The organism is Aquabacterium sp. NJ1 (assembly GCF_000768065.1).
Taxonomy (GTDB): Bacteria; Pseudomonadota; Gammaproteobacteria; order Burkholderiales; family Burkholderiaceae_C; genus Aquabacterium.
Window position 1 is genome coordinate 2,346,871 of the sequence record NZ_JRKM01000001.1, and the last position, 26,193, is coordinate 2,373,063.

General features: G+C 62.6%; 19 protein-coding genes. 9 read left to right on the top strand and 10 right to left on the bottom strand.

Features of this window, described 5'->3' with window-relative positions:
* The first annotated feature begins 37 nt into the window (after positions 1 to 37).
* The 3 genes from JY96_RS10105 (at position 38) to yjjJ (ending at position 10,891) form a co-directional block, all read left to right on the top strand.
* Entirely contained in the window at positions 38 to 8,167 is an 8,130-nt protein-coding gene (locus JY96_RS10105) for an S-layer family protein (protein ID WP_161784293.1), read from the top strand.
* A gap of 9 nt (positions 8,168 to 8,176) precedes the next feature.
* Entirely contained in the window at positions 8,177 to 9,388 is a 1,212-nt protein-coding gene (locus tag JY96_RS10110) for a glycosyltransferase family 4 protein (protein ID WP_035037105.1), read from the top strand.
* A gap of 222 nt (positions 9,389 to 9,610) precedes the next feature.
* Positions 9,611 to 10,891: a type II toxin-antitoxin system HipA family toxin YjjJ gene (yjjJ, locus tag JY96_RS10115; protein WP_255352679.1), complete on the top strand. Its 1,281-nt coding sequence runs from the start codon at positions 9,611 to 9,613 to the stop codon at positions 10,889 to 10,891.
* A gap of 27 nt (positions 10,892 to 10,918) precedes the next feature.
* Here the strand turns inward: yjjJ and JY96_RS10120 are convergent, their stop codons facing one another.
* From JY96_RS10120 to JY96_RS10150, 7 genes are all read right to left on the bottom strand, one after another.
* Positions 10,919 to 11,812, bottom strand: coding sequence for a PEP-CTERM sorting domain-containing protein (locus JY96_RS10120; RefSeq protein WP_035037108.1), 894 nt, complete (start codon positions 11,810 to 11,812; stop codon positions 10,919 to 10,921).
* A 224-nt stretch (positions 11,813 to 12,036) separates the two neighbouring features.
* Positions 12,037 to 13,491, bottom strand: coding sequence for an NAD(P)(+) transhydrogenase (Re/Si-specific) subunit beta (locus JY96_RS10125; RefSeq protein ID WP_035037111.1), 1,455 nt, complete (start codon positions 13,489 to 13,491; stop codon positions 12,037 to 12,039).
* Positions 13,492 to 13,809, bottom strand: coding sequence for an NAD(P) transhydrogenase subunit alpha (locus tag JY96_RS10130; protein WP_035037113.1), 318 nt, complete (start codon positions 13,807 to 13,809; stop codon positions 13,492 to 13,494).
* A gap of 26 nt (positions 13,810 to 13,835) precedes the next feature.
* Positions 13,836 to 14,201, bottom strand: a complete 366-nt coding sequence (panD, locus tag JY96_RS10135; RefSeq protein WP_035037116.1) for an aspartate 1-decarboxylase — start codon at positions 14,199 to 14,201, stop codon at positions 13,836 to 13,838.
* Between the two features lie 32 nt (positions 14,202 to 14,233).
* Positions 14,234 to 15,349 (bottom strand): Re/Si-specific NAD(P)(+) transhydrogenase subunit alpha, encoded by a 1,116-nt coding sequence (locus JY96_RS10140; protein WP_035037118.1) that lies wholly within the window; start codon positions 15,347 to 15,349, stop codon positions 14,234 to 14,236.
* A 269-nt stretch (positions 15,350 to 15,618) separates the two neighbouring features.
* Positions 15,619 to 16,206: a hypothetical protein gene (locus JY96_RS10145; RefSeq protein ID WP_052162365.1), complete on the bottom strand. Its 588-nt coding sequence runs from the start codon at positions 16,204 to 16,206 to the stop codon at positions 15,619 to 15,621.
* 28 nt (positions 16,207 to 16,234) lie between these two features.
* The gene (locus JY96_RS10150; protein WP_235333896.1) at positions 16,235 to 16,771 is read right to left on the bottom strand and encodes a hypothetical protein; all 537 of its coding nucleotides are present in this window, start codon (positions 16,769 to 16,771) and stop codon (positions 16,235 to 16,237) included.
* 210 nt (positions 16,772 to 16,981) lie between these two features.
* On the opposite strand from JY96_RS10150, the gene JY96_RS10155 reads away from it, so the two are divergent.
* From JY96_RS10155 to JY96_RS10165, 3 genes are read left to right on the top strand one after another with little or no spacing between them, the layout of a single operon-like run.
* Complete coding sequence (locus JY96_RS10155) at positions 16,982 to 17,524, top strand: NUDIX hydrolase (protein ID WP_052162927.1); 543 nt, start codon at positions 16,982 to 16,984, stop codon at positions 17,522 to 17,524.
* A 35-nt stretch (positions 17,525 to 17,559) separates the two neighbouring features.
* Positions 17,560 to 18,693 carry a tRNA 2-thiouridine(34) synthase MnmA gene (gene mnmA, locus JY96_RS10160; RefSeq protein ID WP_035037121.1) on the top strand — a complete coding sequence of 378 codons (1,134 nt, stop codon included), beginning with the start codon at positions 17,560 to 17,562 and terminating at the stop codon, positions 18,691 to 18,693.
* Positions 18,690 to 19,181, top strand: coding sequence for a putative toxin-antitoxin system toxin component, PIN family (locus JY96_RS10165; protein WP_052162367.1), 492 nt, complete (start codon positions 18,690 to 18,692; stop codon positions 19,179 to 19,181). The genes mnmA and JY96_RS10165 overlap by 4 nt, the downstream gene beginning before the upstream one ends.
* On the opposite strand, the gene JY96_RS10170 is transcribed toward JY96_RS10165, so the two are convergent.
* Positions 19,130 to 20,590 carry a tetratricopeptide repeat protein gene (locus JY96_RS10170; RefSeq protein WP_052162368.1) on the bottom strand — a complete coding sequence of 487 codons (1,461 nt, stop codon included), beginning with the start codon at positions 20,588 to 20,590 and terminating at the stop codon, positions 19,130 to 19,132. The two genes, JY96_RS10165 and JY96_RS10170, sit on opposite strands and share 52 nt — an antisense overlap.
* A gap of 162 nt (positions 20,591 to 20,752) precedes the next feature.
* Between JY96_RS10170 and JY96_RS10175 the strand changes: the two genes are divergently transcribed.
* From JY96_RS10175 to JY96_RS10185, 3 genes are all read left to right on the top strand, one after another.
* Entirely contained in the window at positions 20,753 to 21,337 is a 585-nt protein-coding gene (locus tag JY96_RS10175) for a DUF1439 domain-containing protein (RefSeq protein ID WP_035037126.1), read from the top strand.
* Between the two features lie 108 nt (positions 21,338 to 21,445).
* Positions 21,446 to 22,921, top strand: coding sequence for a methyl-accepting chemotaxis protein (locus JY96_RS10180; RefSeq protein ID WP_081961177.1), 1,476 nt, complete (start codon positions 21,446 to 21,448; stop codon positions 22,919 to 22,921).
* Between the two features lie 164 nt (positions 22,922 to 23,085).
* Entirely contained in the window at positions 23,086 to 24,069 is a 984-nt protein-coding gene (locus tag JY96_RS10185; protein WP_035037130.1) for a PaaI family thioesterase, read from the top strand.
* A 15-nt stretch (positions 24,070 to 24,084) separates the two neighbouring features.
* Here JY96_RS10185 and JY96_RS10190 read toward each other — a convergent pair whose 3' ends face one another.
* Both JY96_RS10190 and JY96_RS10195 read right to left on the bottom strand, forming a co-directional pair.
* Positions 24,085 to 25,080, bottom strand: a complete 996-nt coding sequence (locus JY96_RS10190; RefSeq protein ID WP_035037134.1) for an NAD(P)-dependent oxidoreductase — start codon at positions 25,078 to 25,080, stop codon at positions 24,085 to 24,087.
* 8 nt (positions 25,081 to 25,088) lie between these two features.
* Positions 25,089 to 26,174, bottom strand: a complete 1,086-nt coding sequence (locus JY96_RS10195; RefSeq protein ID WP_035037135.1) for a hypothetical protein — start codon at positions 26,172 to 26,174, stop codon at positions 25,089 to 25,091.
* Between the last annotated feature and the right edge of the window lie 19 nt (positions 26,175 to 26,193).

Consider the following 26,193-nt stretch of genomic DNA (forward strand, 5'->3'; position numbering starts at 1 on the left):
TCGCCGCATTTCTATTAAAAACCTCAGGAGGATGCCCATGACAGACAATGTAATAGATCTGACCATACCGCAATATCAAGATCTTCAGAATTTGCAGGCAGAAGGCAAATATGCGGAAGCATATCAATACATGAGAGATATTGTCCGCGATGCACAAACACATACAGACACATTGGATAGAGCAGTTGAGTTGCAGAGATTGGAGAACTGGTTAGATCGGGCGGGCAGCATTAATGGAAATGATGGTTCATGGTCAAGTGAATTCGTACGCGGGGCCACAGAGGCAATTAGTGAGCGCCTAGGCAAACCCTTGTCTGAGAATGAATTCCAATCCGCCTCCGACAAATTAGCAAGAGACGTCATCCAGGATGTTCTGAATGGAAATGGGATCCCATCCGCCAAGGAGATCATTGCAAAAGATGTGCAATCTGCAGTACGAGATCTCCAGTTACCCCCATGGGCATGGGCGGGTACATGGGGCGATATATTTCCGCCACCTCTTGGATTGGGCAAGGATTACCAAACACTACCGACCGAGAGTTGGCGAGAGTGGGCTAAAGCTTGGGCAGAGACGTTCACTGCCAATATGGCGGGCATCGGACGAACGCTCAACCATCTAGTTACAGATTGGTGGCAAAACGCCGTATCTTGGCGCCCCCGCGACCCCCTCGCCATCGATCTCGCAGGCGACGGGATCAAGACGGTCGCCATCAACCCCAACGCCCCGATCCTCTTCGACCACAACGGCGATGGCGCCAAATCCGCCACGGGTTGGCTGGATGGCAGTGATGCTTGGCTGGTTCGTGACGTCAACGGCAACAGCACCATCGACGCGGGGTTGGAATTGTTTGGTATTGACACTGACATCACCGTCAACGGCGTTACCCGCAAGGCCACAAATGGCTTTGAGGCGCTGGCAGCGCTTGACGGAAACGGCGACAACGTCTTCAATGCCAACGATGCTGCCTTCACGCAAGTGCGCCTGTGGCAAGACTTGAACCAAAACGGCGTATCCGATGCCGGCGAACTCAGCACGCTAACTGATAAAGGCATCGTCAGCATCGCGCTAAATTTCACCTCGACCAATACCAACCTGGGTAACGGCAACACGGTAACGGGCAAGGCCGTGGTCACCCGCACCACCGGCACCAGCGAAATTGACAGTGTGTCCGTGGCCGCAGACAGCGCTGCGTACAACCTGAACCTGGCGGACAACCCGTTCTACAGTTCCTTTACCACCCCGATCGCGCTGACCAGCACCGCCATCGCCTTGCCCGAAATGCATGGCAGCGGTGCAGTGCGGGATTTGCGCGAAGCCATGAGCCTGGGAACCAATCAAGCAGCCACACTGGCCACGACCGTCACGCAGTTCGCTGCAGCCACGACGCGCGACGCCCAGATGGCCATAGTTGATCAACTGGTGCAGCAATGGGGGGCCACCGCTGCATTGACGACCAGCAGCCCCTTCGTACCAGGCGCCGCCGATGAATTCACGCTGGTCAACCCGAGCGACCCACAGGCTCAGAAAATTCAGACCTTTGCAAAGCAGAACCCAGCGCTGTATCACAAGATCATTGCGCTGGAGCAGTTCAACGGCACCACCGGTCTGGCGCAGTTGATCACGCGCTGGGGAAGCACCTTGCCTACTCAGGTTGTTTCTTCAATGGAGAGCGCTTACGCAGCCTTGCGCGAGTCAACCTACGGGGCGCTGGCTTTGCAAACGCGGTTGAAGCCCTATATCGACTCAGTCAACCTGGTTGTTGATGAAAATGGCGTCCACTTCGACAATGCTGCATTAGCCGCCAAGCTCGATAGCTACAAGAGCGCCAGCCCAGAAAATGCGCTGAAAGACTTGGTCGATTTAAATCGTTATGCGCAAGGCACATTGAATGCGGTCGGCTGGAACGCCCTTGGCGAGTTGAGCAGTTGGGTAGACAGTCTTGCCGCCAACTCGCCACTGCGAGCAACGCTCACCGCCCTCGGGGTCTTGATGGGATCGACAGCTACAGCCAGTGCCGATGATGACCTCTACCTGGGAAATGCAAGCGCAAATACATTTTCTGCCGGGGACGGTGCCGATTTATTAGCCGGCAGTGCTGGCAACGATGTGCTGTACGGTCAATCAGGCAATGATGTTCTGGATGGCGGTGCGGACAGCGACTACCTTGAGGGCGGCAACGGCTCAGACACGTACCTGTTTGGCAGAGGCTCCGGCCAAGACACCATTGGCAACTTGGACAGCGACGCCGTCGGCGTCAACTCAGACACCATCCTGCTTACAACAGGCATCAACCCCGCTGATGTCACCCTGACTCGCTCCAGCGACGATCTCATCATTGCCATCAACGGTACAAATGACAACTTGCGCGTACGGAGCTACTTCAATAGCGATGGAACAACAGCAAATGTTATTGAAACCATCAAGTTTGCCGACGACAGCACGATGTGGGATATCGCCACGGTCAAGACCAAGGTCCTGCGCTCATCTAAAGGCAACGACATCCTGCTAGGTTATGCGTCCAATGACACCCTGGACGGCGGCGCGGGCAACGACTACCTGAGTGGCGACAACGGCGCTGATACCTACCTGTTTGGCAAAGGATACGGTCAGGACACCATCAGCGACTATGACAGCAATGTCGCTCACGTCGATGCCGACGCCATCATGCTTGGCGACGGCATCACAACTTCTGACGTCACACTGATCCGCATCGAAGACGATCTCCTGATTTCCGTTAATGGTACCGATGACAGCCTGCGTGTATCGAGCTACTTCAACACGGACAACGCCGCAGCCTATGTTGTCGAAAACATCCGATTCACCGATAACACCGTCTGGGATGTCGCTACCGTCAAGGCCAAGGTACAGCTCCCTTCTGGCGGCAACGACACACTGTATGGCTATGCCACCAATGACACGCTGCCAGGGGATGAGGGCAACGACACCATCTATGGCAATGCTGGCAACGACCGGCTTGATGGCGAAAACGGCAACGATTCCCTGCAAGGTGGTGATGACACCGACACGCTTTTTGGCGGCGCAGGAAACGACAGGCTATATGGCGGCAATGGCGACGACAGCCTGCAGGGCAACGACAACAAGGACATCCTCTTCGGGGACGCGGGCAACGACACGCTGGATGGTGGAACTGGCGACGACTCGCTGAGCGGCGGCAATGGCGCCGACACTTATCTGTTTGGAATCAGCTCTGGTCAGGACACCATCAACAATGACGACAGCGATGCCGTTGGCGTCAATGTCGACACTATTTTGCTGGGTGCTGGCGTCACCACCGCGGACGTGACACTGACCCGATCGGACACCGATCTCATCGTGGCGATTAAAGGCAAGGACGCCAGGTTGCGCGTATCAAGCTATTTCCAAGCTGACGGTGCAACAACCTATGCAGTAGAGAACATCAGGTTTGCCGATGACACCGTCTGGGATGTCGCCACGGTCAAAGCCAAGGTGCAAACTGGCACGGACGGCAATGACGGCTTGTTAGGTTATGCCACTGACGACACCCTCTACGCTGGAGTCGGTAATGATGGCCTCGTTGGTTATGCAGGCAACGACCAACTCTATGGCGGCGACGGCAACGACTATCTGTCGGGGGGCGATAACGCTGATGCCCTCTATGGTGGCATCGGAAACGACGAACTGCGGGGCGACGATGGGGAGGACCACCTACTGGGCAACGAAAACAACGACACGCTTTATGGTGGCACCGGAAACGACACACTCGATGGCGGCTCGGGCGACGACAGGCTAATAGGTGGCGATGGTGCTGACACTTACCTGTTTGGCAAGGGCTCTGGTCAGGACTCCATCAGCAACTACGACGGTGATGCGATTGGCACCAACGCTGATACTGTCTTACTGGGCGCAGGCATCACCACCGCCGACGTCAGCCTTATCCGCGCCGGCGACGATCTCCTCATCTCCATCAACGGCACAGATGACAGTCTTCGCATATCGAGCTACTTCAACGCTGACGGCGCAGCGGCCGACGTTGTGGAAAAAATCCAGTTCGCCGACGACACCGTCTGGAATGTAGCTACCGTCAAGGCCAAGGTGCTAGCCTCTACTGCAGGCAACGACACACTGTATGGCTACGCCACTGATGACGCCCTGTCCGGGGACGAGGGCAACGACACCATCTATGGCAATGCTGGGAACGATCGTCTCTATGGCGACTATGGTAACGATTCTCTGGAAGGAGGAACTGATACCGACACGCTCTATGGCGGAGCTGGCAACGACACGCTGTACGGTGGAAATGGTGATGACAGCCTGCAGGGCAACGACGACAAGGACACCATATCTGGCGATGCAGGCAACGACACACTGGATGGCGGAACAGGGAATGACTCCCTGAGCGGTGGCGACGGAGCCGACAGATACTTGTTTGGCATTGGATCCGGCCAAGACACGATCAACAACAAGGACAGCGATGCCGTTGGCGTCAATGCAGACACCATCCTGCTAGGAAGTGGCATCACCGCCGCAAACATCACCCTGACCCGCATCGACGACGATCTCCTCATCGCGGTCAACGGCAAGGATGACAGGTTGCAGGTGTCGAGCTACTTCAAAACCGATGGCACAACAGCCTATGTTGTAGAGAACATCAAGTTCGCCGATGACACCATCTGGGGATATGCGGCTGTCAAGAGTCGGCTGAGCACAACTGAGCCACTTCCAATATATCGGTTGAATGGCACCGAAAATGGTGAACTGCTTACCGGAACCTCGGGCAGCGACGCGCTTGAGGGCAATGGTGGTGACGATACTCTGAATGGCGATGCAGGCAACGACTACCTCAGTGGCGGCACGGGCAACGACACCTTCTTTTTTGCCAAGGGCAATGGCAAAGACACCATCAACGCCTACGACACCACCTCAGGTAAACAAGACGTCGTTTTGTTTGGTGCTGGCATATCCGCCGCGGACGTCACCGCCACCCGCAGCTATGCGGATCTAGTGCTCAGCGTCAACAACGCCTCCGACAGACTGCTGATCAGCAACTATTTCTATGGTGACTACTATGGCGACTACTTTGGTGAAGGCACCAGCGACGACTATCAGATCGATCAGATCAAATTCGCTGACAACACCATCTGGGACGTCAACACAATCAAAGCAAAGGTCTTGAGCCCCACAGCAGGCAACGACTTCATCTTCGGCTTCACCACGGGCGACACCATCATCGGTCTGTCTGGCGATGACACTGTTACGGCTCTAGATGGCAACGATGATATCGACGGCGGCTTGGGCTGCGACAGTATGGAGGGCGACGGCGGTGACGACACCATCCATGGCGGCGCACAAGACGACTATCTCTTTGGCGGCGCCGGGGCAGACTCCCTGCTTGGCGATGCGGGAAATGACTCCCTCGATGGCGGCACCGAGAACGATACGCTTGATGGCGGAACAGGTAACGACTCGCTCTACGGTGGCACCGGTAATGACACATTCGTTTTTGCCAAGGGCAATGGCAAAGACACCGTCTATGCCAATGACAGCACTCTGGGCAAAAACGACGTCGTTCTATTTGGTACAGGCATATCCGTCGCGGACGTCACCGCCATCCGCAAGTACTCCGACCTGCTGCTGAGTATCAAGGGGTCCTCTGACAGCCTTCGAGTCAGCAACTATTTCAAGGACGACGCAACCAGTGGCGACCAAATAGAGCAGATCAAGTTCGCTGACGACACCATCTGGGACGTCAACATGATCAAGGCCAAGGTCATGAGCGTCACAGCGGGCAACGACTTCCTCTTCGGTTATGCGACGGGCGACACCATCACTGGCTTGGCGGGCGATGACCGCATCGACGGTCTGAGTGGCAACGACGACATTGACGGTGGCCTGGGCAGTGACGCCCTCAATGGTGACGACGGCGACGACACCATCCATGGCGGCGCGCAAAACGACTACATTTCCGGAGACATCGGCGCTGATTCACTGCTGGGCGATGCCGGCGACGACGACCTCTACGGCGGCACAGGAAACGACACCCTAGATGGCGGCACGGGCAACGATGGGCTCAAGGGTGGCGCAGGCAACGACACCTTTGTCTTTGCCAGGGGCGGTGGCAAAGACACCGTTGATGCCTACGACACCACCGTTGGCAAGAGCGACGTCGTATTGTTTGGTGCCGGCATTGCCGTCACGGACGTCACCGCCACCAGCAACGGGGGTGATCTGCTGCTGACCATCAAGGACTCCTCCGACAGCTTGAAGATCAACGGCTTCTTCAGCGGCGAATACGCTGGCCCCAACACAAGCCAGGTAGAGCAGATCAAGTTCGCCGACCACACCATCTGGGACGTCAGCACGGTCAAGGTAATGGTCCTGCGCCCCACTGAGGGTAACGACACCCTCACCGGCTATGCGACGAATGACACCATCAATGGCCTAGCTGGCGATGACAACATTCGCGGCATGAGTGGCAAAGATATTATCGATGCGGGCCTGGGCAGTGACACCATCAGCGGTGACGACGGTGACGATACCCTTCATGGAGGGGCGCAAAATGACTTTCTTACCGGTGATACCGGGGCAGACTTGCTGTTTGGCGACGCGGGGGATGACTCCCTTTATGGTGGCCTCGAAAACGACACTCTCGATGGCGGTACAGGCAACGACTACCTGGATGGGGCCGCCGGCAGCGACACCTACGTCTTCACCATGGGTGGAGGCAAAGACACCATTGCCTTCGAATATGACACGTCCATCAACAAACTCGATGTTCTACAGATTTCCACAGGCATCAGCGCAGGTGATCTACGCTTTGACCGCTCAAGCAACGACTTGCTGATCACCAGAACCGGTACATCTGACAGCATCACCGTCAACCGGTTCTTCTACAACAATGATTCCGGGAATACCTATAACCCCATTCAGAAAACCCAGCTTGATGAGGATGGAATCATCTGGGCCAATAGCACGGTCCAGCGACTCGTCAATGCGACGCTGATCAGCGATGGAGCCGCGACGGGGGGAGCCACCTCAGACAAGATCTATGGCCTTGCGGGTGCGGACACACTCACCGGGCTTGATGGGGCTGATTTCCTGTTTGGCGATTCCGGAGACGACTCGCTTTCAGGAAATGCAGACACAGACTGGCTGTTCGGTGGAAGCGGTGCCGACACCTTGAATGGTGGCATTGGTGCCGACACCATGGTTGGCGGCAGAAATGACGATTACTACTACGTCGACAGTGTGGATGACGTCGTGATCGAACAGGCATACGCCGATGATTTCAACAGCTACGATCAAATCGAATCCTCGGTGAGCTACACCGTTCCGGATAACGTCGAAGCGATCACCCTCACAGGAGCTGCTGACATCAACGCAACCGCCAACAACAATGGCTGTGACATCAGTGGCAACACCGGCAACAACTATCTCAAAGGTGGCGACGGACTGGACTTCATCTTCGGCGATGAAGGCATCGACACACTGGAAGGCGGCGCTGGCGATGACTATTACTACCTGAGCAGTGACGAAGACACCATCATCGAACAAGCTGGCGGTGGCCTTGATCAGATCTGGGCATATGGTGATGGCATCCATATGGCTGACAACGTCGAGCGCCTCTACATGCAAAGCTATCTGGCTCGAACAGCTTATGGCAACAATGGCAACAACGTCATGGGCGGTAATAACCGAGCCAATACGCTTTACGGTAACGGTGGTAATGACCGGCTGTTTGGCTACAACGGCGATGACACGCTCTACGGTGGCCTGGGTAATGACAGCCTGTACGGTTCAGTCGGCAATGACGTCTATCATTTCCAACAAGGCGATGGTCAGGATTTGATCAGCGACTTTGATATGACGGTGGGCGCCGCAGACCGGTTGATTTTTGACGGAGCAGTGGATTCATCCCAAGTCTGGCTGACACGTTCCGGCAATGACTTGGTGCTCAGCATCATAGGCACGTCAGACAAGGTCACCATCGGCAGTTGGTACATTGGCAACGAGAGCAAGGTCGAGTCCATTACGGCAATGGGCAATGGCAAGACACTGGACTACACCAAGGTGGATGCTCTGGTCAATGCCATGGCGGGCTTCACGCCTCCTGCGGCTGGGCAAACCACCTTGCCTCAGGCCTACCAGGATCAACTGGCCGGTGTCATGGCTTCCAGCTGGAGTTAATGGGAACCCATGCGCATCCTCCTCATCCACCAGAACTTCCCGGGCCAGTTCCGCCGCATCGGCCACACCTGGGCGCAGCAGCCGGGCTGGGAAGTGATCGGGCTGGGGCGGCGCACGGCGCCGGGCATGAGCTCGGTGCGCTGGATCCCCTACGATCTGGCGCGCCAGCCGCACAAGCTGCAGCACCCGTATCTGCGGCAGATGGAAGACGCCGTGCTGCACGGGCAGGCGGCGGCACGCGTGCTGCTCAAGCTCAAGCAGCAGGGCTACCGGCCTGATGCCATCCTGGCCCACCCGGGCTGGGGTGAAACGCTGTACGCGCGAGACGTCTTCCCCGACGCCCGCCTGATCCACTTCTGCGAGTGGTACTACGGCACACCCGGCAGTGATGTGGGCTTCGACCCCGAGTTCCCCGCCAACTTCGACACCCTGGCCAAGCTGCGCACCTGGAACGCGCTGCACACGCTGAACCTGGACAACTGCGATGTGGGCGTGAGCCCCACGCAATGGCAGCGCAGCCGCCACCCCACGATCTACCTGCCCAAGATCCACCTGGCGCACGAGGGCATCGACACCGAGCTGCTGCGGCCCGACCCCGGCGCACAACTCAAGCTGCCCAGCGGCCACATCGTCAAGGCCGGTGACCCGGTGATCACGTATGTGGCGCGCAACCTGGAGCCCTATCGGGGCTTTCACACCTTCATGCGCATGCTGGAGAAGGTGCAGAAGGCCCACCCGCATTGCCACACCGTCATCGTCGGCGGGGACGAGGTCAGCTATGGCCAGAAGCCCGCGGACGCGCCCAACTGGCGCGAGAAGATGCAACGCGAGGTGCAGCTGGATGCCACGCGCACGCACTTCATGGGCAAGCTGCCGTATGACCAGTACCGCAAGGTGCTGCAGGTCTCCAGCGCGCACGTGTACCTGACCTATCCCTTCGTGTTGTCGTGGTCCATGCTGGAGGCCATGGCCTCGGGCTGCCTGGTGATCGGCTCGCGCACAGGGCCGGTGCAGGAGGTGATCACCGACCGCGAAAACGGCCTGCTGGTGGACTTCTTCGATACCGGGGCGATGGCCGACCGCGTGGTCGAAGCGCTGGACAACCAGGCTGCCATGCGGCCATTGCGCGAGGCCGCCATGCGCTGCGCGCGCGAAGGCTACAGCCTCACGGAAGGCGAAAAGGCGTTCAGGCGGCTGCTGACACCCGAAGCGTCGAGCTGAATGGCCCTCGTTTCAACGCCACGCTTTCGCCATCAAATCACATCAAAATCAGAAACAATGTACGCATAAGTCATTGACTTCAAATGACTTTCGGAAAGAGAATTGAATCAAAACCTGATTCAATCATGCGCCCCCAGAACCAAGCTGCCCGCGATCGCCTGCCCGCCTTGCTGGGGCGGCTTGGCCCTGTGAGCGCCCCCGACCTGGCCGAGGCCCTCCACAGTGCGGCGCATGCTGGCGGAACTGGGGCCCGACGTAGTGGGGGCCGGCCAGGCCAGGCGGCGGCGCTATGCCTTGCGACGCGCTTTGCGCGGGCGCCTGGCACCCTTGAACGTGTATGCCCTGAACGAGGCCGATGGCGCCATCCAGCCACTGGGGGAGCTGGCCTTGCGCCAGCCTCAAGGTTGCCATTTCCATGCACCCTCAGCCACCTGGCCCAGCACACCGGGTGAGCACGCCGATGGCTGGTGGGAGGGCCTGCCCTACATGCTGCAGGACATGCGCCCGCAGGGTTACATGGGGCGCCAGTTCGCGCGTCAGCACCACACCGCCCTTGAGCTGGACCCAGACCCGAACCGCTGGTCGGACGACGACACGCTGGTGGCCCTGTCACGCGCCGGCACCGATCTGCCCGGCAACCTGATCGTGGGGGATGTGGCACTGGCGCAATGGCAGGCCCTGCGCACGCAAGGCCTGAGCCTGGTCCCCGCCAGGCAACTGGGCGAGCGCTATGTGCAACTGGCCGAGCAGGCCATCGCCTCGGGTTTTGCGGGCTCCAGCGCGGCCGGTGAGTTCCCGAAGTTCACGGCACCGCGTGAGCTGGCGGGGGCCCGCACACCGCATGTCATCGTGAAGTTTTCTGGTGCCGACCGCTCGCCCGCGGTTCAGCGCTGGGCCGATCTGCTGGTGTGTGAGCATCTGGCCTTGCAGGCCCTGGGCGCGCTGACGGGCATCTCCGTCGCGTCCAGCCGCATCGTGCAACACGCGGGCCGCACCTTCCTGGAAAGCGAGCGCTTTGATCGGCACGGCCACTGGGGCCGCAGCGCGGTGGTGAGCCTGTCCACGCTGGACGCCTGCTTCATCGGGACCAGGCATCCGGACTGGCCCGAGCTGGCCCGACGCCTGTCAGAGCTGGGTTGGCTGCATGCGCAGCAGGTGCAGCAAGTCAGCCTGATCTGGTGGTTCGGACGCCTGATCGGGAACACCGACATGCACACGGGCAACCTGAGTTTCGTGCCGCATCAAGGCCGGTTGCAACTCGCGCCGGCCTACGACATGTTGCCCATGATGTACGCCCCCCTGCCCGGCGGCGAACTGGCGCAACGGACCCTCGATCCACCGTGGGCCCCACCCGGTCAGCAGGATGCATGGCGGCCTGCCGGTGAGGCCGCCCTGTCGTTCTGGCAGGCAGCCGCCCATGATGGCCGCATCAGCGAGGCCTTCCGGGCGCATTGCGCCGTGAATGCCTCACGCTTGATGGCACTCTTGTCGAGTGCGATCTGAGTGCGCTGACGCCTGGGCCAAGGGCATTCAGGCGGCTGCTGACGCCCGACGGCGGCGCGTGACGCCGATCAAGCCCGCGCCGCCCAGCAGCATCAGGCTCAGCGTGCTGGCTTCAGGCACGGCCGTGGGTGTGGCGATCAGGTCGAAGCTCAGGAAGTAGTTGTTGACGTTGACCGTGGCCGTCTTGAACTCCATGCACGACAGCGAGGAACACATCACGTCCGTGTTCGAGGGGTAGGCCCAGCGTGCGCCGTCGAGCTGTGTGGAGAACATCCACGTCATGCCATCGTCCGGCCACACCCGGCCCGACTCATCCAGCATGGAGCGGCCAGACGAACCCGGGCCCACGCTCACCTGGCCAGCCTGCGTCAGACCCAGCACAGTCGTTTCCTTGACGCGTCCGGGGCTAACTGACGGAAAGTTGCCACTCCAGGATGGCAACACACCCGTGGTGCGCGCCGTGTAGGAAAACTGCCCATAAGCCGTGGCGAATTGCGGATCACCTGCTTGCGGCACTTGTGAGGCGATGTCCACGCCAATGGTCCACTTGCCATGGTCGGCAGACACCACCCCCCAGTTGTTGCCCAGCGGGTCCACGATGTTGTCGACCGTCTTGGGCATCACCGTCAAATTGAATCTCAAGGCCTGGGACGTCGTGGCCTCGGGCGATCCGTTGGGTGTACTGAACACCACCGCCGCACTCAGCGGCCCGGTCAAGGCACACGACACATCGCTGCACGCCCAGTTCAGCGCCGACTCACGCAGCTGCACATTGCCGAAGCCGGCCGGCAGCAAGGTGTCGTCATAGATAACTTGCAGATACTGCCCATCCAGCGTGTGCTCGGTGGCGTGGGCAGTGCCCGCAGCCAGACCCAGCACGGCCGCGACGGCCAGCACAACATGACGATGACGCAACAACATGACGCTCTCCCTGATGAACCTGTTTCGCCTCGGCTCATGACACAAGCCGGGCCGCTGTTGGCCGCATTATCCGGGTCAACCCGTGTCTTGAGCACCCCGCCAACAAGGGGCGACGCCATGAAACCACGCCCTGTTCTGCGCCCATAAAACAAAACCGGACACAAGGCCCGGTTTTGCAGGTCGACCGTGATCCTTTCAGATCACGCCAGATCAGAACGCAGCGATCACTCCACCGCCTTGACCATGTCTTCCACGACCTTCTTGGCGTCGCCGAAGACCATCATGGTCTTGTCCATGTAGAACAGCTCGTTGTCCAGGCCGGCGTAACCGCTGGCCATGGAGCGCTTGTTCACGATCACGGTCTTGGCCTTGTAGGCTTCCAGGATCGGCATGCCGTAGATCGGGCTGCCCTTCACGTGCGCGGCGGGGTTCACCACGTCGTTGGCGCCCAGGATGATGGCCACGTCGGCCTGGCCGAATTCGCCGTTGATGTCTTCCATCTCAAACACCTGGTCGTACGGCACTTCGGCTTCGGCCAGCAGCACGTTCATGTGACCGGGCATGCGGCCGGCCACCGGGTGGATCGCGTACTTGACGGTGATGCCCTTCTCGGTGAGCTTGGCAGCCAGTTCCTTGACGGCGTGCTGGGCGCGGGCCACAGCCAGGCCGTAACCGGGCACGATGACCACGGTTTCGGCGTTGCCCAGGATGAAGGCCGCGTCGTCCGCCGAGCCGCTCTTGACCGGGCGCTGCTGCTGCGCGCCACCCGCGGCGGCTGCACCGGCCTCGCCACCGAAGCCACCCAGGATCACGTTGAAGAACGAGCGGTTCATGGCCTTGCACATGATGTAGCTCAGGATCGCGCCCGAGCTGCCCACCAGCGAACCGGCAATGATCAGCATGGAGTTGTTCAACGAGAAGCCGATACCGGCAGCCGCCCAGCCCGAGTAGCTGTTGAGCATCGACACCACCACGGGCATGTCTGCGCCGCCGATGGGGATGATGATCAGCACGCCCAACACGAAGGCCAGCCCGATCAGGGCCACGAACACGTCCATGCGCTGCGTGGCCATGAAGGTGCCGATCAGGCCGATCAGGGCCAGGCCCAGCACCAGGTTCAGCATGTGCTGGCCGGCGAAGTTCACCGGCGCGCCCTGGAACAGGCGGAACTTGTACTTGCCAGACAGCTTGCCGAAGGCAATGACCGAGCCCGAGAAGGTGATAGCACCAATGGCCGCGCCCAGCGACAGCTCCAGGCGGTTGCCCACCGGGATCTGCGCGATGACGTCACCGATCGGCTTGGCCACGATCTGGAAGGCATACGGCTCGGCCACCACGGCCACGGCGATGAACACCGCGGCCAGGCCGATCATGCTGTGCATGAAGGCGACCAGCTCGGGCATCTTGGTCATCTCGACGCGCTTGGCCATGATGGCGCCAGCGCCGCCGCCCACCACCAGGGCGCCCAGCACATAGGCCAGGCCCGTGCCGAAGTCGATGCCCAGCGAGGCAGCCTGCCCGTGGATCAGGCCCACGGTGGTCAGCACGGCGATCGTCATGCCGGTCATGCCGAACATGTTGCCGCGGATGGAGGTGGTCGGGTGGCTCAGGCCCTTCAAGGCCTGGATGAAGCAGACCGACGCGACCAGGTACAGCAGTGCAATCAGATTCATGCTCATTTACTTGGCCCCCGCCTTCTTGTCCTTCTTCTTGAACATCTCCAGCATGCGGCGTGTCACCAGGAAGCCGCCGAAGACGTTCACGGCCGCGAGGGCCACGGCCAGCAGGCCCATGATCTTGCCCAGCGGGGTCACGGTCAGCGCGGCGGCCAGCATGGCGCCCACGATGACGATGGCGGACACGGCATTGGTCACGGCCATCAGGGGGGTGTGCAGAGCAGGGGTCACCGTCCAGACCACGTGGTAGCCAACATAGATGGCCAGCACGAAGATGCTCAGGTTGATGACGACATGGCTGACGGGCTCTAAAGCTTCCATCGTTGTCTCCAGAAATTAAGGATCAATCAGTCGAACTTGCGGATTTCTTTGATCGCATTGCGCTCATCGAGCAGCACCACCTTGGGCTTGTAGCTGGCCACTTCTTCCTCGTTCATCGGCGCGTAGGTGCAGATGATCAGCAGGTCGCCCACATGGGCTCGGCGGGCGGCCGCGCCATTGAGCGAGATCGTGCCGGTGCCACGCGGCGCCTTGATGATGTAGGTGGCAAAACGCTCGCCGTTGTTGACGTTGTAGAGCTCGATGTACTCGAACTCTTTCATGTCGGCCGCGTCCATCAGGTCTTCATCGATGCCACAGGACCCTTCGTAGTCCAGGATGGCTTCGGTGACGGTGGCGCGGTGCAGTTTCGCGCGCAGCATGTTGCGTTGCATGGCTTTCTCCTCAGGGCTCACTGAAGCGCGCGTCAGGCGCGCAGCAGCTGGCCGTCTCGACACATCAGGCAAGCCTTGACGATGTCGTCTTCCAGATCGATGTTGAACTGGCCTTCCTTGTTGAAGACCAGCTTCAGGAAGTCGATCACGTTGCGGGCGTACAAGGCAGACGCGTCGGCAGCCACCAGCGCGGGCAGGTTGGTTTCACCCACCAGCGTCACGCCGTGCTTGACCACGGTCTTGTTGGCTTCGGTCAGGGGGCAGTTGCCACCTTGGGCCGCAGCCAGGTCGACGATGACGGAGCCGGGCTTCATGGCCTTGACCATGTCCTCGGTGACCAGCACGGGGGCGGCACGGCCGGGGATCAGGGCGGTGGTGATGACGATGTCGGCCTGGGCCACGCGCTTGGCGACTTCGGCCTTCTGGCGGTCCAGCCAGGATTGCGGCATCGGGCGGGCGTAACCACCCACGCCTTCAGCGGCTTCCTTCTCTTCGGCGGTCTCGTAAGGCACGTCGATGAACTTGGCACCCAGCGACTCGACCTGCTCCTTCACGGAGGGGCGCACGTCGGAGGCTTCGATCACGGCGCCCAGGCGCTTGGCGGTGGCAATGGCCTGCAGGCCGGCCACGCCCACACCCAGGATCACCACGCGGGCGGCCTTGACGGTGCCGGCAGCGGTCATCAGCATGGGGAAGATGCGCTGGTACTTGTCAGCCGCGATCATCACGGCCTTGTAGCCTGCCAGGTTGGCCTGCGAGGACAGCACGTCCATGCTCTGGGCACGGGTGGTGCGCGGCGCGGCTTCGAGGGCGAAAGCGGTGAGCCTGGCGTCGGTCATGGCCTGCAAGCCGTCCTTGTCGAACGGGTTGAGCATGCCGATCAGCACGGCGCCAGGCTTCATCTGGGCGCGCTCGTCCGCCTGGGGCGCACGCACCTTGAGCACCATGTCGGCACCCAGGGCGCCGGCTGCATCGGTGATCTCGGCGCCGGCGGCCACATAGGCTTCGTCGGTCACGCTGGCGGCGATGCCGGCACCAGACTGCACACGCAGGGTGTGGCCTTGAGCCTTCAATTTCTTGACGGTCTCCGGGGTCACGGCCACGCGGGTTTCGCCCGCGAGGGTCTCCAAGGGAATGCCTATCAGCATCCGAGTCTCCTACACATGTGGATGATGCAGCCGCTGTGCGTTCGAACGCGTGCGGCTGGCGTGAACTTTGACTAACCCACCAGCATACACAAAGTTCACGTCTTTCCTAGGGTTTCAACCGACCAGGCGGACGTTTTGGCCTGTCCGGAAGGCCCAAACCCCCTCGATTTGAGGTCCCATGTTGTCAAAATTGTCATCTACGGCGCATGCGCGGCGCAAAAAAAGGGCCCGTAGGCCCTTCTGGTATTCGCGCTGCGGGCAGCGCTGGCTCAACGGCGCAATTCCGCCGAGTTCTCCAGCGCTTTGACGAGGTTGTCGACGGCCGCCCGCGAGGCACGGCGCGCGGCCAAAGAAAAGTCGCTCTTGAACTCGTCGAAAGTCGCCTGGCCCGATCCGGAGCCCTGCACCTGCGTCACGGCTTGGCCCTTGGGGTCCACCACCGTGCACACCAGGTTGACGGTGAACTGGGTTGGGGGCCAAGTCAGCATGCTGTCGGACGAAGAGGTGGTCGTCACGGAAGGGGTGATGACCAGCGCAACGCCCTTCGCCTCGGAGGGCGTGCTCACCTTGGTCACGTCGGCAAACACAGCGGAAAACGCCTGATACAAGGCAGCGTCCAGATCCTTGTAGGGCTGGTACTTGACCTTGTCACCGCCGCCGCCGGGCGTTTGCACTTCCTTGGCCATGTCGGCAGGGGAGATCACATAGGCGACCTGCTTGTTGATCTTGCTGGACACCGACGCCGTCTTGCTGGCATCGGGGGACATCGAAATCTGGTGGGCACAACCCGTCATCATCACCAGCGCAGTGGCGGCAACGAATCCCAGAACGATGCGGTGAATACCTTTGAAAGCCATCTCAAACACTCCTGAAAATTGACGCTGATTACTTCAATGCATTTTGGAAATCCTGATCGGCATACAAATCAGCCAACAGGTTCTGCACCACTTGCGGGTAGCTCTTTTGGGCAGCGGGGACCGCGATGGCGCCCACGAAGGAAGATTCCCAGGTGGCCTCGCCACGCTTGGTCTTGTCAAACTTGACCGAGCCGTCTTTCTTGACCACGAAGCGCGCTTCGATATAGCCCTTGCCGGTGGACATGCCCGCATCGATGTCCGTACCCAACAGCGTGCCCATCACCTCCAGAGAGGACGCGGGGTTCAGGCGTTTGGCCATGTCCAGCTCCGTCTTGAGCGCCTCCGCGAGGTACGCCGCATAGGTGGCGCCGGTGGGGGAGCTCATCGAACCACCACGGATGCCAATCGAGGTTGCGCCTTGGGCATTGGCTGCCACGTTGAACTCGCCGAGTCGCACGGGCGACTGCCCTGCACGCTTGAGCGTCGAAACGTTGGCAATCGAGGCTTCGTAAGGCGGCGCCTTGAGCGCGCAGCCCGCCATGGACATGACCAAGGCAGCGATCACCACCCCCCTGAATGCAAATATCTTTTTCAAAATCACTCCTTCGTATTGTGAAAGGCCCTGACAACGTGGGCAGCCAATTATCGGGTCTCGTTACAAAAGGCAGGACGATGACGATATGTTGATGACCCCACGCGACACTGGCCCCGGGTATTGACTGAACCTATTGGGGAGCGTTTCAGGGATAATGCTGCGCTCATGAAGACCGCCGATATGCTCCTTGAGCCCGCGCCACAGCCTGAAGCTCTCCAGGCCCCCAAGGTGCGCTGGAAGCCCAATGTCACTGTCGCCGCGCTGATCGAGCGCGACGGGCGCTTTTTGCTGGTCGAGGAGCAAACCTCGGACGGTCTCTTGCTGAACAACCCCGCCGGCCACCTGGACCCGGGCGAATCGCCCATCCAGGGCGTGATCCGCGAGACCCTGGAAGAAACGGCCTGCGCGTTCCAGCCCGAAGGCTTCCTGGGCATGTTCATGTCGCGCTTCCGTCGCACCCGCACCGGTGAAGACATCACCTACCTGCGCCTGGCCTTCTTTGGCTCGGTGGGCGAGGCGGACCCTGAGCTGGAGCTGGACGAAGGCATCGTGCGCGCCGTGTGGATGACGGCCGACGAGATCCGCGCCTGCCCCGAGCGCCACCGCAGCCCGCTGGTGCTGGAGTGCCTGGAGGCCTATCTGGCCGGCGAGCGCTACCCCCTGTCCATCCTGACCGTGCACGAAAGCGTGTTCTCGGCCCCGGCTTACAACCGTGCGTCCTGAGCGCTGCGCATCCTGATTTTTTGATCGATACCGATATGTCTCAACGCCAACGCGTGGTCGTGGGCCTCAGTGGCGGCGTGGATTCGGCCGTGACGGCCTGGTTGCTCAAGCAGCAGGGCCACGAGGTCATCGGCATCTTCATGAAGAACTGGGAAGATGACGACGACAGCGAGTACTGCTCGTCGCGTCAGGACTTTCTGGATGCCGCCTCGGTGGCCGACGTGATCGGCATCGAGATCGAGCACGTGAACTTCGCGGCCAACTACAAGGACCGCGTCTTCGCCGAGTTCCTGCGCGAGTACCAGGCCGGCCGCACGCCCAACCCCGATGTGCTGTGCAATGCCGAGATCAAGTTCAAGGCTTTTCTGGACCACGCCATGCGCCTGGGCGCCGAGAAGATCGCCACGGGCCACTACGCCCGCGTGCGCGCGGTGGCCGATGCGGCGTATGAAAACGGCCAGCGCTTCGAGCTGTTGAAGGGCCTGGACCCGTTGAAGGACCAGAGCTACTTCCTGCACCGCCTGAACCAGGCGCAGCTGAGCAAGACCATGTTCCCCGTGGGCGAGCTGCCCAAGACCGAGGTGCGCCGCATCGCCGCCGAGATCAAACTGCCCAACGCCAAGAAGAAGGACTCGACGGGCATCTGCTTCATCGGCGAGCGCCCCTTCCGCGAGTTCCTCAACCGCTATCTGGCCAACGAACCCGGCCCGATCAAGGATGACCGCGGCCGCAAGCTGGGCGAGCACGTGGGCCTGAGCTTCTACACGCTGGGCCAGCGCAAGGGCATCGGCATCGGCGGCGTGAAAGAAAAAGGCGCCCCCCGCGGCGGCGGCGAGCACGACCCCTGGTTCGTGGCCCGCAAGGACATGGCCACCAACACCCTGTATGTGGTGCAAGGCCACGACCACCCCTGGCTGCAGCAGCACACCCTGGTGGCCGACGACCTCAGCTGGGTGGATGGCAAGGGCCCGGCGGCGGGCCAGCCCGGTGTGGGCGCCAAGACGCGCTACCGCCAGGCCGACGCGCCCTGTGTCGTGGAAGCGGCTGACGCGAAAACCATCAGCCTGCGCTTCCCCGATGCGCAGTGGGCCGTGACGCCTGGCCAATCGGCCGTGCTGTACCAAGGCGACGTGTGCCTGGGCGGTGGCGTGATCGCCAGCGCCGAATGAACGAGGCACTTCAGGCGGCGCCCCCTGGCGACGTCCCCATCGTCATCCTTGACACCAACGCCCTGCTGGACTGGCGGGTGTTCAAGGACCCGGCCGCCCAACCCATCGCCGATGCCATCCTGAGCGGCCGCATGCGCTGGATCGCCTGCCCGTCGATGGAGCAGGAGTGGCACCAGGTCTGGCCACGCAGCTACCTCAAGGCCTGGTTGCCTGACCCGATGCTGACGCTGACCGTGTTTCAGCATGCCGAGTTCGTGGACGAACCGCCGCGTGGCCCCTACCGCTGCAAGGACCCGGATGATCAGGTGTTCATTGACCTGGCGCTGCATGTGGGTGCGCGCTGGTTGTTCAGCAAGGATGCGGCACTGCTCAAGCTGGCAAGGCGCGCCCGGCCGCATGACCTGCAGATCATGAGCTTGCAGGCCTTTGTGGCCGGTCAGGCCACGCTGTCGGCGCCAGAAGGCAATGCCAATTCGGCGAGCGCCTGAGCCACCCGCTCGATCACCGGCGCCCACTGGCCGGCGTGTAGCCCGCCGGCATCCTGCCGGAACAGGCGCATCACACCGGGGTACCAGGGCGAATCGCTGCGCGCGTTGAGCCAGCGCCAGTCGGTCTTGTAGTCGCTCAGCAGCACCCACACGGGCTTGCCCAAGGCCCCCGCCACATGGACCATGGACGTGTCCACGCCGATGAGCAGGTCCAGATTGGCCACCACGGCTGCGGTGTGCGCGAAGTCGCCCAGCGGCTCGGGCAGGGCTTCCAGCGGCTGGCCCGCTGGCGGGTGCAAGGCCTCGTCGCTGCCGGCGCCACTTTGCAGACTGAAGAAGCGCACGCCGGGCACACGCCACAGCGGCGCCAGCGCGGCCAGGGATGGCAGGGAGCGCTGTGCGTCGTTTTCATGCAGGGGGTTGCCGCGCCAGACCAGGCCCACACGCAAGGCCGCATCGGCATCGCGCGCCATGCCTTGCGCCGCGCGGCGAGCCACCAGCGGCGGTGCAGCCTGCAGGTAGGGCAGCCCGGCCGGGATGGTGTCCAGCGTGCTGCCACACAAAAAGGGCAGGCTCATCAAGGGGGCCCAGCAGTCCCATTCGGCGGGTGCAAAGGGTTCGTCAAACGCGATGTAGGCATCCAGGCCCTCGGCGGTGGCCAACCAGCTCTTCAAGGCCGGTTGCCCCCAGATGGCCACGCGGCTCGCGCCCATGGCCTTGAGCAGCGGCACATAACGCACCATGTGGATCAGGTCGCCGTGTGCCGCGTCGGTGGCGATGAGCAGGGAGCGCCCTGCCAGCGGCTCGCCGCTCCAGCGGGTGAGGCCCAGCTTGGCTTGCAGCACGGCCGGGAAGTCGCGGCCTTCGTTGCACAGGAAGCCCTCGGCCCAGCGCCCTTGCCGCATCCACAGGTAGCCCAGGTTGAAGCGGGCCTTGTCGTAGTCGGGGCTCAGGTGCAGGGCATGGCTCAAGCAGGCCAGGGCGTCGTCCTCGCGGCGCATGCAGGTGAGCATGGCGCCCAGGTTGGACCAGGCCGCAGGGTCATCCGGGCGCAAGCTGATGGCGCGTCGGTAGCTGGCTTCAGCGGCTTCGAACTGCTGCAGCTGCGCCAGCAAGGTGGCCAGGTTCATCTGCGCGGCGTACAAGGTGGCATCGCAACGCAGCGCCTTCTGGTAGCAGGCCAGGGCCTCGTCCATCAGGCCATCTTCTTCCATCAGCAAGCCCAGGTTGGACCAGGCCTCGGCCAGATCCGGCTGAAGCACCAGCGCCCGCCGAAAGCTCATCTGGGCCGCGCGCCGGTCACCCTCGCTTTGCTGTTGCACACCCAGCAGGAAGGCCGATTGCGCCTGGCCGAAACGATCATCGGTCAGCGCAGCCGGGCGGCTTGGGGCGTGTGTGGCGAGGTTCATCTCTGCTTGATCTCAAGGTCCGCAGGAAAACACGGCAGGGCCGCGGGCGGCGATGCCGCAGCGCTTTTCCGAGCTTACCGACCGGCCCCACAGTCCCAAGCGAGAAATAACGCTGCCCGACAGGCGCATACTGCAGGCTTCAAGGATGGATCAGCACACGCCATGCCCCGTATCACCACGCCCTCCCCCGAAGCCTTGCGCAGACGCACCCTGTTCATGGGCATGGCCGCAGCCGCACTGGTGGCGGCCTGCGCCTCCTTGCTGGGCCCGCGCACGGTGGAGATCTCCCGCGACGAACTGCAGGCCAGGCTGGGCAAGCAGTTCCCGGTGACCAAGCGCGTCATGAAGTTGCTGGACGTGAGCGCCGGCGTGCCGCGACTGGATCTGCAGGGCGACAAGAACCGCGTGGCGCTGGGCTTTGACCTGACAGCCAAGGAGCTGATCATGGGCGGGGAACACAAGGGCGAGGTTGCCCTGAGCTTTGGCCTGCGTTTCGAGCCCAAGGACCTGACCATCCGCCTGACGCAGCCCAAGGTCGAGCAGGTGATGGTGGAAGGCCTGCCGCCGGTGTACCAGCGCGCACTGAGCACCATGGGTGCCCAGCTGGTGCAAGACAGCCTCAACGACTACCCGGTGCACCAGCTCAAGCCGGAAGACCTGCGCGCGACCGACCGCATGGGTTATGAGGTCAAGGACATCCAGATCACGGCCACCGGCCTGGCTGTGCACCTCGTGCCTCGCCACTGAGCAGGCGGGCTCGCTCAGGGCCGCCATGGCATCTTTCAGCCCGAGGGGCTGAAGAATCGCGCGTTCCGTCCGATATCACCGGGACCGTACGCATTGCGAAGAAGAACCATGGCCGGAGCATTCACCCTCAGAAAGAAGTTCGTCGCGGGCTTGTGCACCGTGGTCGTCGTGTCCCTGCTGGTGCTGCTGGGGGTGCGGCTGCTGGGCAAGAGCGCGCGCTTTCATTACCTGGAGCGCCAGCACCTGGCGCTGGTGATGCGCATGTCCAATGCGCTGCAGCTGAGCGCCGCGGCACCACAGGCGAGCACGCTCACCCGGGAGGCGCTGCTGCAGACCATTGGCGAAGCACGCGCCATCGCCGCGCATGTCGATGTCGAGCTGTTCACGGTCGAGCAGTGGGCATTCCGGCTGATCGGCTTCGGCCCGGTGATCGACCTGCCGAACAAGGATGTGGTGGACCTGGACCACATGCGCGGCATCGTCGAAGCCGGCAGCGGCCCGGTCACGCCCGAGCTCGTCAAGCAGGTGCAGCCCGATATGGAACAGGTGATGGCCAACTCCGACCAGTTCGGCCCGATGGTCGAAGAGGCCGTGGACGTCATCAAGGTGATCGTGGTGGTGGTGAACCTGCTGGGCATTGGTGCGCTGTGCGCCAGCTTCTGGCTGATCCGCCAGGCCACCCTCAAGCCTCTGGAAATCGCCCTGCAGGCTGCCCAGCGCATCCAGAGCGGCGACCTCTCCAGCCCGGTGCCCGTGCACGCGCAAGACGAGATGGGCCAGCTGATGCAGGCCCTGGCCGACATGAAGGACAGCCTGGCCCGCGTGGTCGGTGATGTGCGCCAGCGCTCGCAAACGGTGGCGCACGCGATGAACGAGGTGGCCCATGGGCATGGTGACCTGTCGCAGCGCACCGAAGAGCAGGCCTCCACCATCCAGCAGACGGCCTCCAGCGTGGTGCAGCTGACGGCGTCCGTGCAGCAAAGCGTGAACAACGCGCAGACGGCTGACCAGCAGGCCTCGTCGGCCGCGCAGATCGCCACGCAGGGCGGGCAGACGGTGGACGAAGTCGTGTCCAGCATGTCGCAGATCCTGGCTTCGTCCAAGAAGATCTCGGACATCACCAGCGTGATCGACGGCATCGCCTTCCAGACCAACATCCTGGCGCTCAATGCGGCCGTGGAAGCGGCCCGTGCCGGCGAGCAGGGCCGTGGTTTTGCCGTGGTGGCCGGCGAGGTCCGCAGCCTGGCGCAGCGCAGCGCTTCGGCCGCCAAGGAAATCGCCGCGCTCATCCGTGCTTCGGTGGAGCAGGTGGAGTCGGGCTCGCACCTGGTGACGCAGGCGGGCCAGACCATGAGCGAAGTGGTGTCGGCCGTGCGCCAGGTCTCGGGTCTGATCTCCGAAGTCAGCAGCTCGCTGGGTGAGCAGGCCTCGGGCATCAGCCTGATCGACCAGGCCATGAGCCAGCTGGACCAGGCCACGCAGCAGAACGCCGCCCTGGCCGAGCAATCGGCCGCCGCGGTGGACGCCGTGCGCCAGGAAACCAGCTCGCTGGTGCAGACGGTGGGGCAGTTCAGGCTGGCGTGATGGCCGGGTGGTGCCTGGGTGGTGCCCGCGCGATGCGGGGCTGGTGTGCGGGCTGGCGCCAAGCTGGTTCGGCCCGCGCTGGCCACAAGCGGGCGAAGTGGCGGACAATGGCGCTTCTCCGCGTTTCTACCTAGTCCACCTCGCCTCAGTCAGGTTTCCGCATCATGAGTATTTTTTCCGGCGACACCCGCCAGACCTGGGCCGACGCCTTCATCTCCGGCATCCCCTACGCCGCGGCCTCGGGCATGAAAGTGACCGAGCTGGGCAAGGGCACGGTGAGCCTGTTCCAGCCCGCGCGCGACACGTGGACCGGTGATGCCGAGCTGCAGATGATCCACACCGGCTGCCTGAGCGTGCTGGCCGACACCGCCTGCGGCCTGGCCGTGGGCGCGGCCATGGACACGCCCGAGCCCATCGCCACGCTGGACTTGCGCATGGACTACCTGCGCCCGGCCATGGCCATGACCGATCTGGTGTGCAAGGCCGAGTGCTACCGCCTGTCGCGCAGCATTGCGTTTGTGCGTGGCCAGGTGTTTCAGGTGGGCCAGGATGAGCCGGTGGCCACGGTGAACGCGACCTTCATGCGCGCCACGGCCAACACCCGCCGCAAGGACATGGGCACGGCAGCGGCACCAGCCCCGGTCTCGTTGACCCCGGCACAGGCGGCGTCCAGCCTGAGTGCACCGGCCAGCATCGAGCCCAGCCCGGTCATCGTCAGCCAGCGGGCCGATGTGCCCGAAGCGCTGGCCCTGCCACCCGGCCGCTCGCCGTATGTGGACTTCCTCGACATCCGCCAGCAGGCGCAGATCGAAGCCGGCCCCGTGTTCCGCCTGCCCTTCAAGCGCGAACTGATCGGCAACCCGGTGCTGCCGGCGCTGCATGGCGGCGTGCTGGCGGGTTTGGGCGAAACGGCCATGATCCTGCACCTGACCAACACCAACCCGGCCATCAAGGGTGTGCCGCGTGGCATCGACTTCGCGATCGCCTACATGCGCTCGGCCAAGCCGGTGGACACCTTCGTGCAAGGCACCACCGTGCGCCAGGGCAACCGGGTGGCCCTGGTGCAGGTCTCGATCTGGCAGGACGATCCACAGCGGCCCGTGGCGCAAGCCCGCGGCCATTGCCTGATGCCACGCGACGAGGCCTGATCCGGGCCGGCTCGGTTACAGGCCACGCGCCTGGATGTCCTGGCCCAGCGCCCGCAGCATCTGCTCGTAAGACACTTTGGGTGCCCAGCCCAGTGCACGGGCCTTGGCGGTGGGGAAATGGCTGTCCCAGGCGATGAGGTTGAGCGCCTCGCGCGTGACCGGTGGGCGCTGACGCTGGAAGAAGCGCCGAAACAGCGGCTCGACCACGCTGGCCCCCAGGTAGGCCAGCCCGCGCGGGATCGAGCGCGGCAAGGGTGCCCCCATCAAGCGGGCCAGATCGCTGAAGTAACGCGCCCAGGTCACCGGCAAATCATCCTCGATGTTGAAGGCCTGGCCATAAGCGGCCGGGGTCTGCGCCGCCAGCAACAGGAAGTCGGCCACGTTATCGACCACCGTGAGCGCGGCATGGCCCTGCCCCCCGCCAATGAGCGCGGGCAGGCGCTGGCGCAAGGCATGGGCCGCATCCAGCAACCACGGGCCCGAACCCGGGCCGACGATGTTGGCCGGCCGCACCACGCACACCCGCCCACCCTGTGACTTGAAGCGCCAGGCCAGGGCTTCCTGCCCTTGCTTGGCCTTGCCGTATGGCCCTTGGGCCACGCCCAAAGGCGTGTCCTCTGCGCACACCTGGCGCTGGATCGCATCCCCATACGCGCAGATGCTGGTCGTCAGCACCACGATGGCCTGGTGCCGCAAGGCGGCGTCGAACACATGGGCCGTGCCCCCCACCGTGACGCGATCGTGCGCGGCATAAGTACCTGCATCCCCCACCAGCGCAGCCAGATGGAAGACACGCGCGCAACCCTGAACGGCGCGCTCCACATCGTCAGGCCGCGTGATGTCGCCGCGCACGACTTCCACACGTGCTGTCCAGTTCGAGGGCACGGCCTCCTGCGGCAAGGCCAGCACGCGTACAGACCAGCGCGTGTGCTGAAGCATCAGGCCCACCAGGGCACGGCCCAGAAAACCGCAACCGCCGGTGACCAGCACCATCTCATCTGGCTTGTCCATGTTCGCGCTCACTTGACTTGCCTCTGCACCTGGCCGAAATGCGCCTCGCCAAACAGGTGGCTGGCCACATCGCCCGGAAACGCCCAGAAAGGCGTGCGCTCGCTGGACGTGGCGCAGTTCGGGTAGTCCGGGTTGGCCGATCGCCCGGCCAGGGTCTTTTCCAGCACCATGGAGATGTACTGGTCGTTGCTGCCCTCCAGCGTGTTGCCGTTGAGGATGACCTCGACCCCCGTGTGCTGCGCATAGCGCCGCACCGCGTTGATCCGCGAGTTCAAGGGCTCATACGCGTCGACGCCCACGCCGTTTTCACTGGTCACGCGGATGCCATCGGGCACACGCGCCGCCATGGAGTGGTTGCCTTCGGTGTGGCCGGGCGTGTGGACCAGCGCCAGGCCGGGGCCCAGGCTGAGGCTGCCCTCGAAGGTGATGACACGATCGGGCGCGATGCCGTCGATGCCATGCGGGCAATACCAATCGGCCTGGATGGGCAGCAAGGCCTGCGTGGACGCCCATTCCTGACGGTGCACCAGCAGCTTGGCTTTCGGGAAGTAGCTGGGCTTGCCGTTCGAGCCCAGCCACTTGCGCACGTCATGGGTGTGCAGGTGGTCGTAGCTGATGTAGTCGACCTGATCCGGCGTGATGCCGCACTCGGCCAGCGCGCCTTCCACGGTGTTGTACTGCGGGGCCACCACATTGATCAGGCTGCGCGGCACGCCCTGGGCCAGGCGCTTGAAGAAAGGCGTCTCGCGGTTGGCCTCGTGGTCCGTGGGGGACAGCATCAAGGTGCGCAGCACTTTGTCGTGGTCCCGGTACTGCACCACGAACAGCTTGTTGAACAGGTGGATCAGGGGGAACTTGAAGCCGCGGTGCGCGAACACGCCGGAGAACGCGTAGTAGGTCGGGTAGGGCGCGCGGATCAGGTTGAAGCTGCGGTAGAACAGCACCTCGGGCTCGGCCATCATGCGCTCGTGCAAGGCCTGTGCGCGCTGGCGCACCTCCTCGAGGCGGACCTGAGGGCTGCTGGAAGTACGCGCATGGTCGAAGTCGGCCAGCGCCTGCATGCCAGCCGGCATGGGCGTCATCATCATGTTCATGGAAACTCGCTGAAGAGGT

Excerpts from the sequence above, each read along its gene's own strand:
- JY96_RS10105 (WP_161784293.1), top strand. The coding sequence starts at position 38 with ATGACAGACAATGTAATAGATCTGACCATACCGCAATATCAAGATCTT.
- JY96_RS10165 (WP_052162367.1), top strand. The coding sequence starts at position 18,690 with ATGAACGAGGCACTTCAGGCGGCGCCCCCTGGCGACGTCCCCATCGTC.
- JY96_RS10130 (WP_035037113.1), bottom strand. The coding sequence starts at position 13,809 with ATGGAAGCTTTAGAGCCCGTCAGCCATGTCGTCATCAACCTGAGCATC.
- panD (WP_035037116.1), bottom strand. The coding sequence starts at position 14,201 with ATGCAACGCAACATGCTGCGCGCGAAACTGCACCGCGCCACCGTCACC.
- JY96_RS10155 (WP_052162927.1), top strand. The coding sequence starts at position 16,982 with ATGCTCCTTGAGCCCGCGCCACAGCCTGAAGCTCTCCAGGCCCCCAAG.
- JY96_RS10195 (WP_035037135.1), bottom strand. The coding sequence starts at position 26,174 with ATGAACATGATGATGACGCCCATGCCGGCTGGCATGCAGGCGCTGGCC.
- mnmA (WP_035037121.1), top strand. The coding sequence starts at position 17,560 with ATGTCTCAACGCCAACGCGTGGTCGTGGGCCTCAGTGGCGGCGTGGAT.
- JY96_RS10125 (WP_035037111.1), bottom strand. The coding sequence starts at position 13,491 with ATGAGCATGAATCTGATTGCACTGCTGTACCTGGTCGCGTCGGTCTGC.
- JY96_RS10180 (WP_081961177.1), top strand. The coding sequence starts at position 21,446 with ATGGCCGGAGCATTCACCCTCAGAAAGAAGTTCGTCGCGGGCTTGTGC.
- JY96_RS10145 (WP_052162365.1), bottom strand. The coding sequence starts at position 16,206 with ATGGCTTTCAAAGGTATTCACCGCATCGTTCTGGGATTCGTTGCCGCC.
- JY96_RS10110 (WP_035037105.1), top strand. The coding sequence starts at position 8,177 with ATGCGCATCCTCCTCATCCACCAGAACTTCCCGGGCCAGTTCCGCCGC.
- JY96_RS10190 (WP_035037134.1), bottom strand. The coding sequence starts at position 25,080 with ATGGACAAGCCAGATGAGATGGTGCTGGTCACCGGCGGTTGCGGTTTT.
- JY96_RS10175 (WP_035037126.1), top strand. The coding sequence starts at position 20,753 with ATGCCCCGTATCACCACGCCCTCCCCCGAAGCCTTGCGCAGACGCACC.
- JY96_RS10120 (WP_035037108.1), bottom strand. The coding sequence starts at position 11,812 with ATGTTGTTGCGTCATCGTCATGTTGTGCTGGCCGTCGCGGCCGTGCTG.
- JY96_RS10185 (WP_035037130.1), top strand. The coding sequence starts at position 23,086 with ATGAGTATTTTTTCCGGCGACACCCGCCAGACCTGGGCCGACGCCTTC.
- JY96_RS10170 (WP_052162368.1), bottom strand. The coding sequence starts at position 20,590 with ATGAACCTCGCCACACACGCCCCAAGCCGCCCGGCTGCGCTGACCGAT.
- JY96_RS10140 (WP_035037118.1), bottom strand. The coding sequence starts at position 15,349 with ATGCTGATAGGCATTCCCTTGGAGACCCTCGCGGGCGAAACCCGCGTG.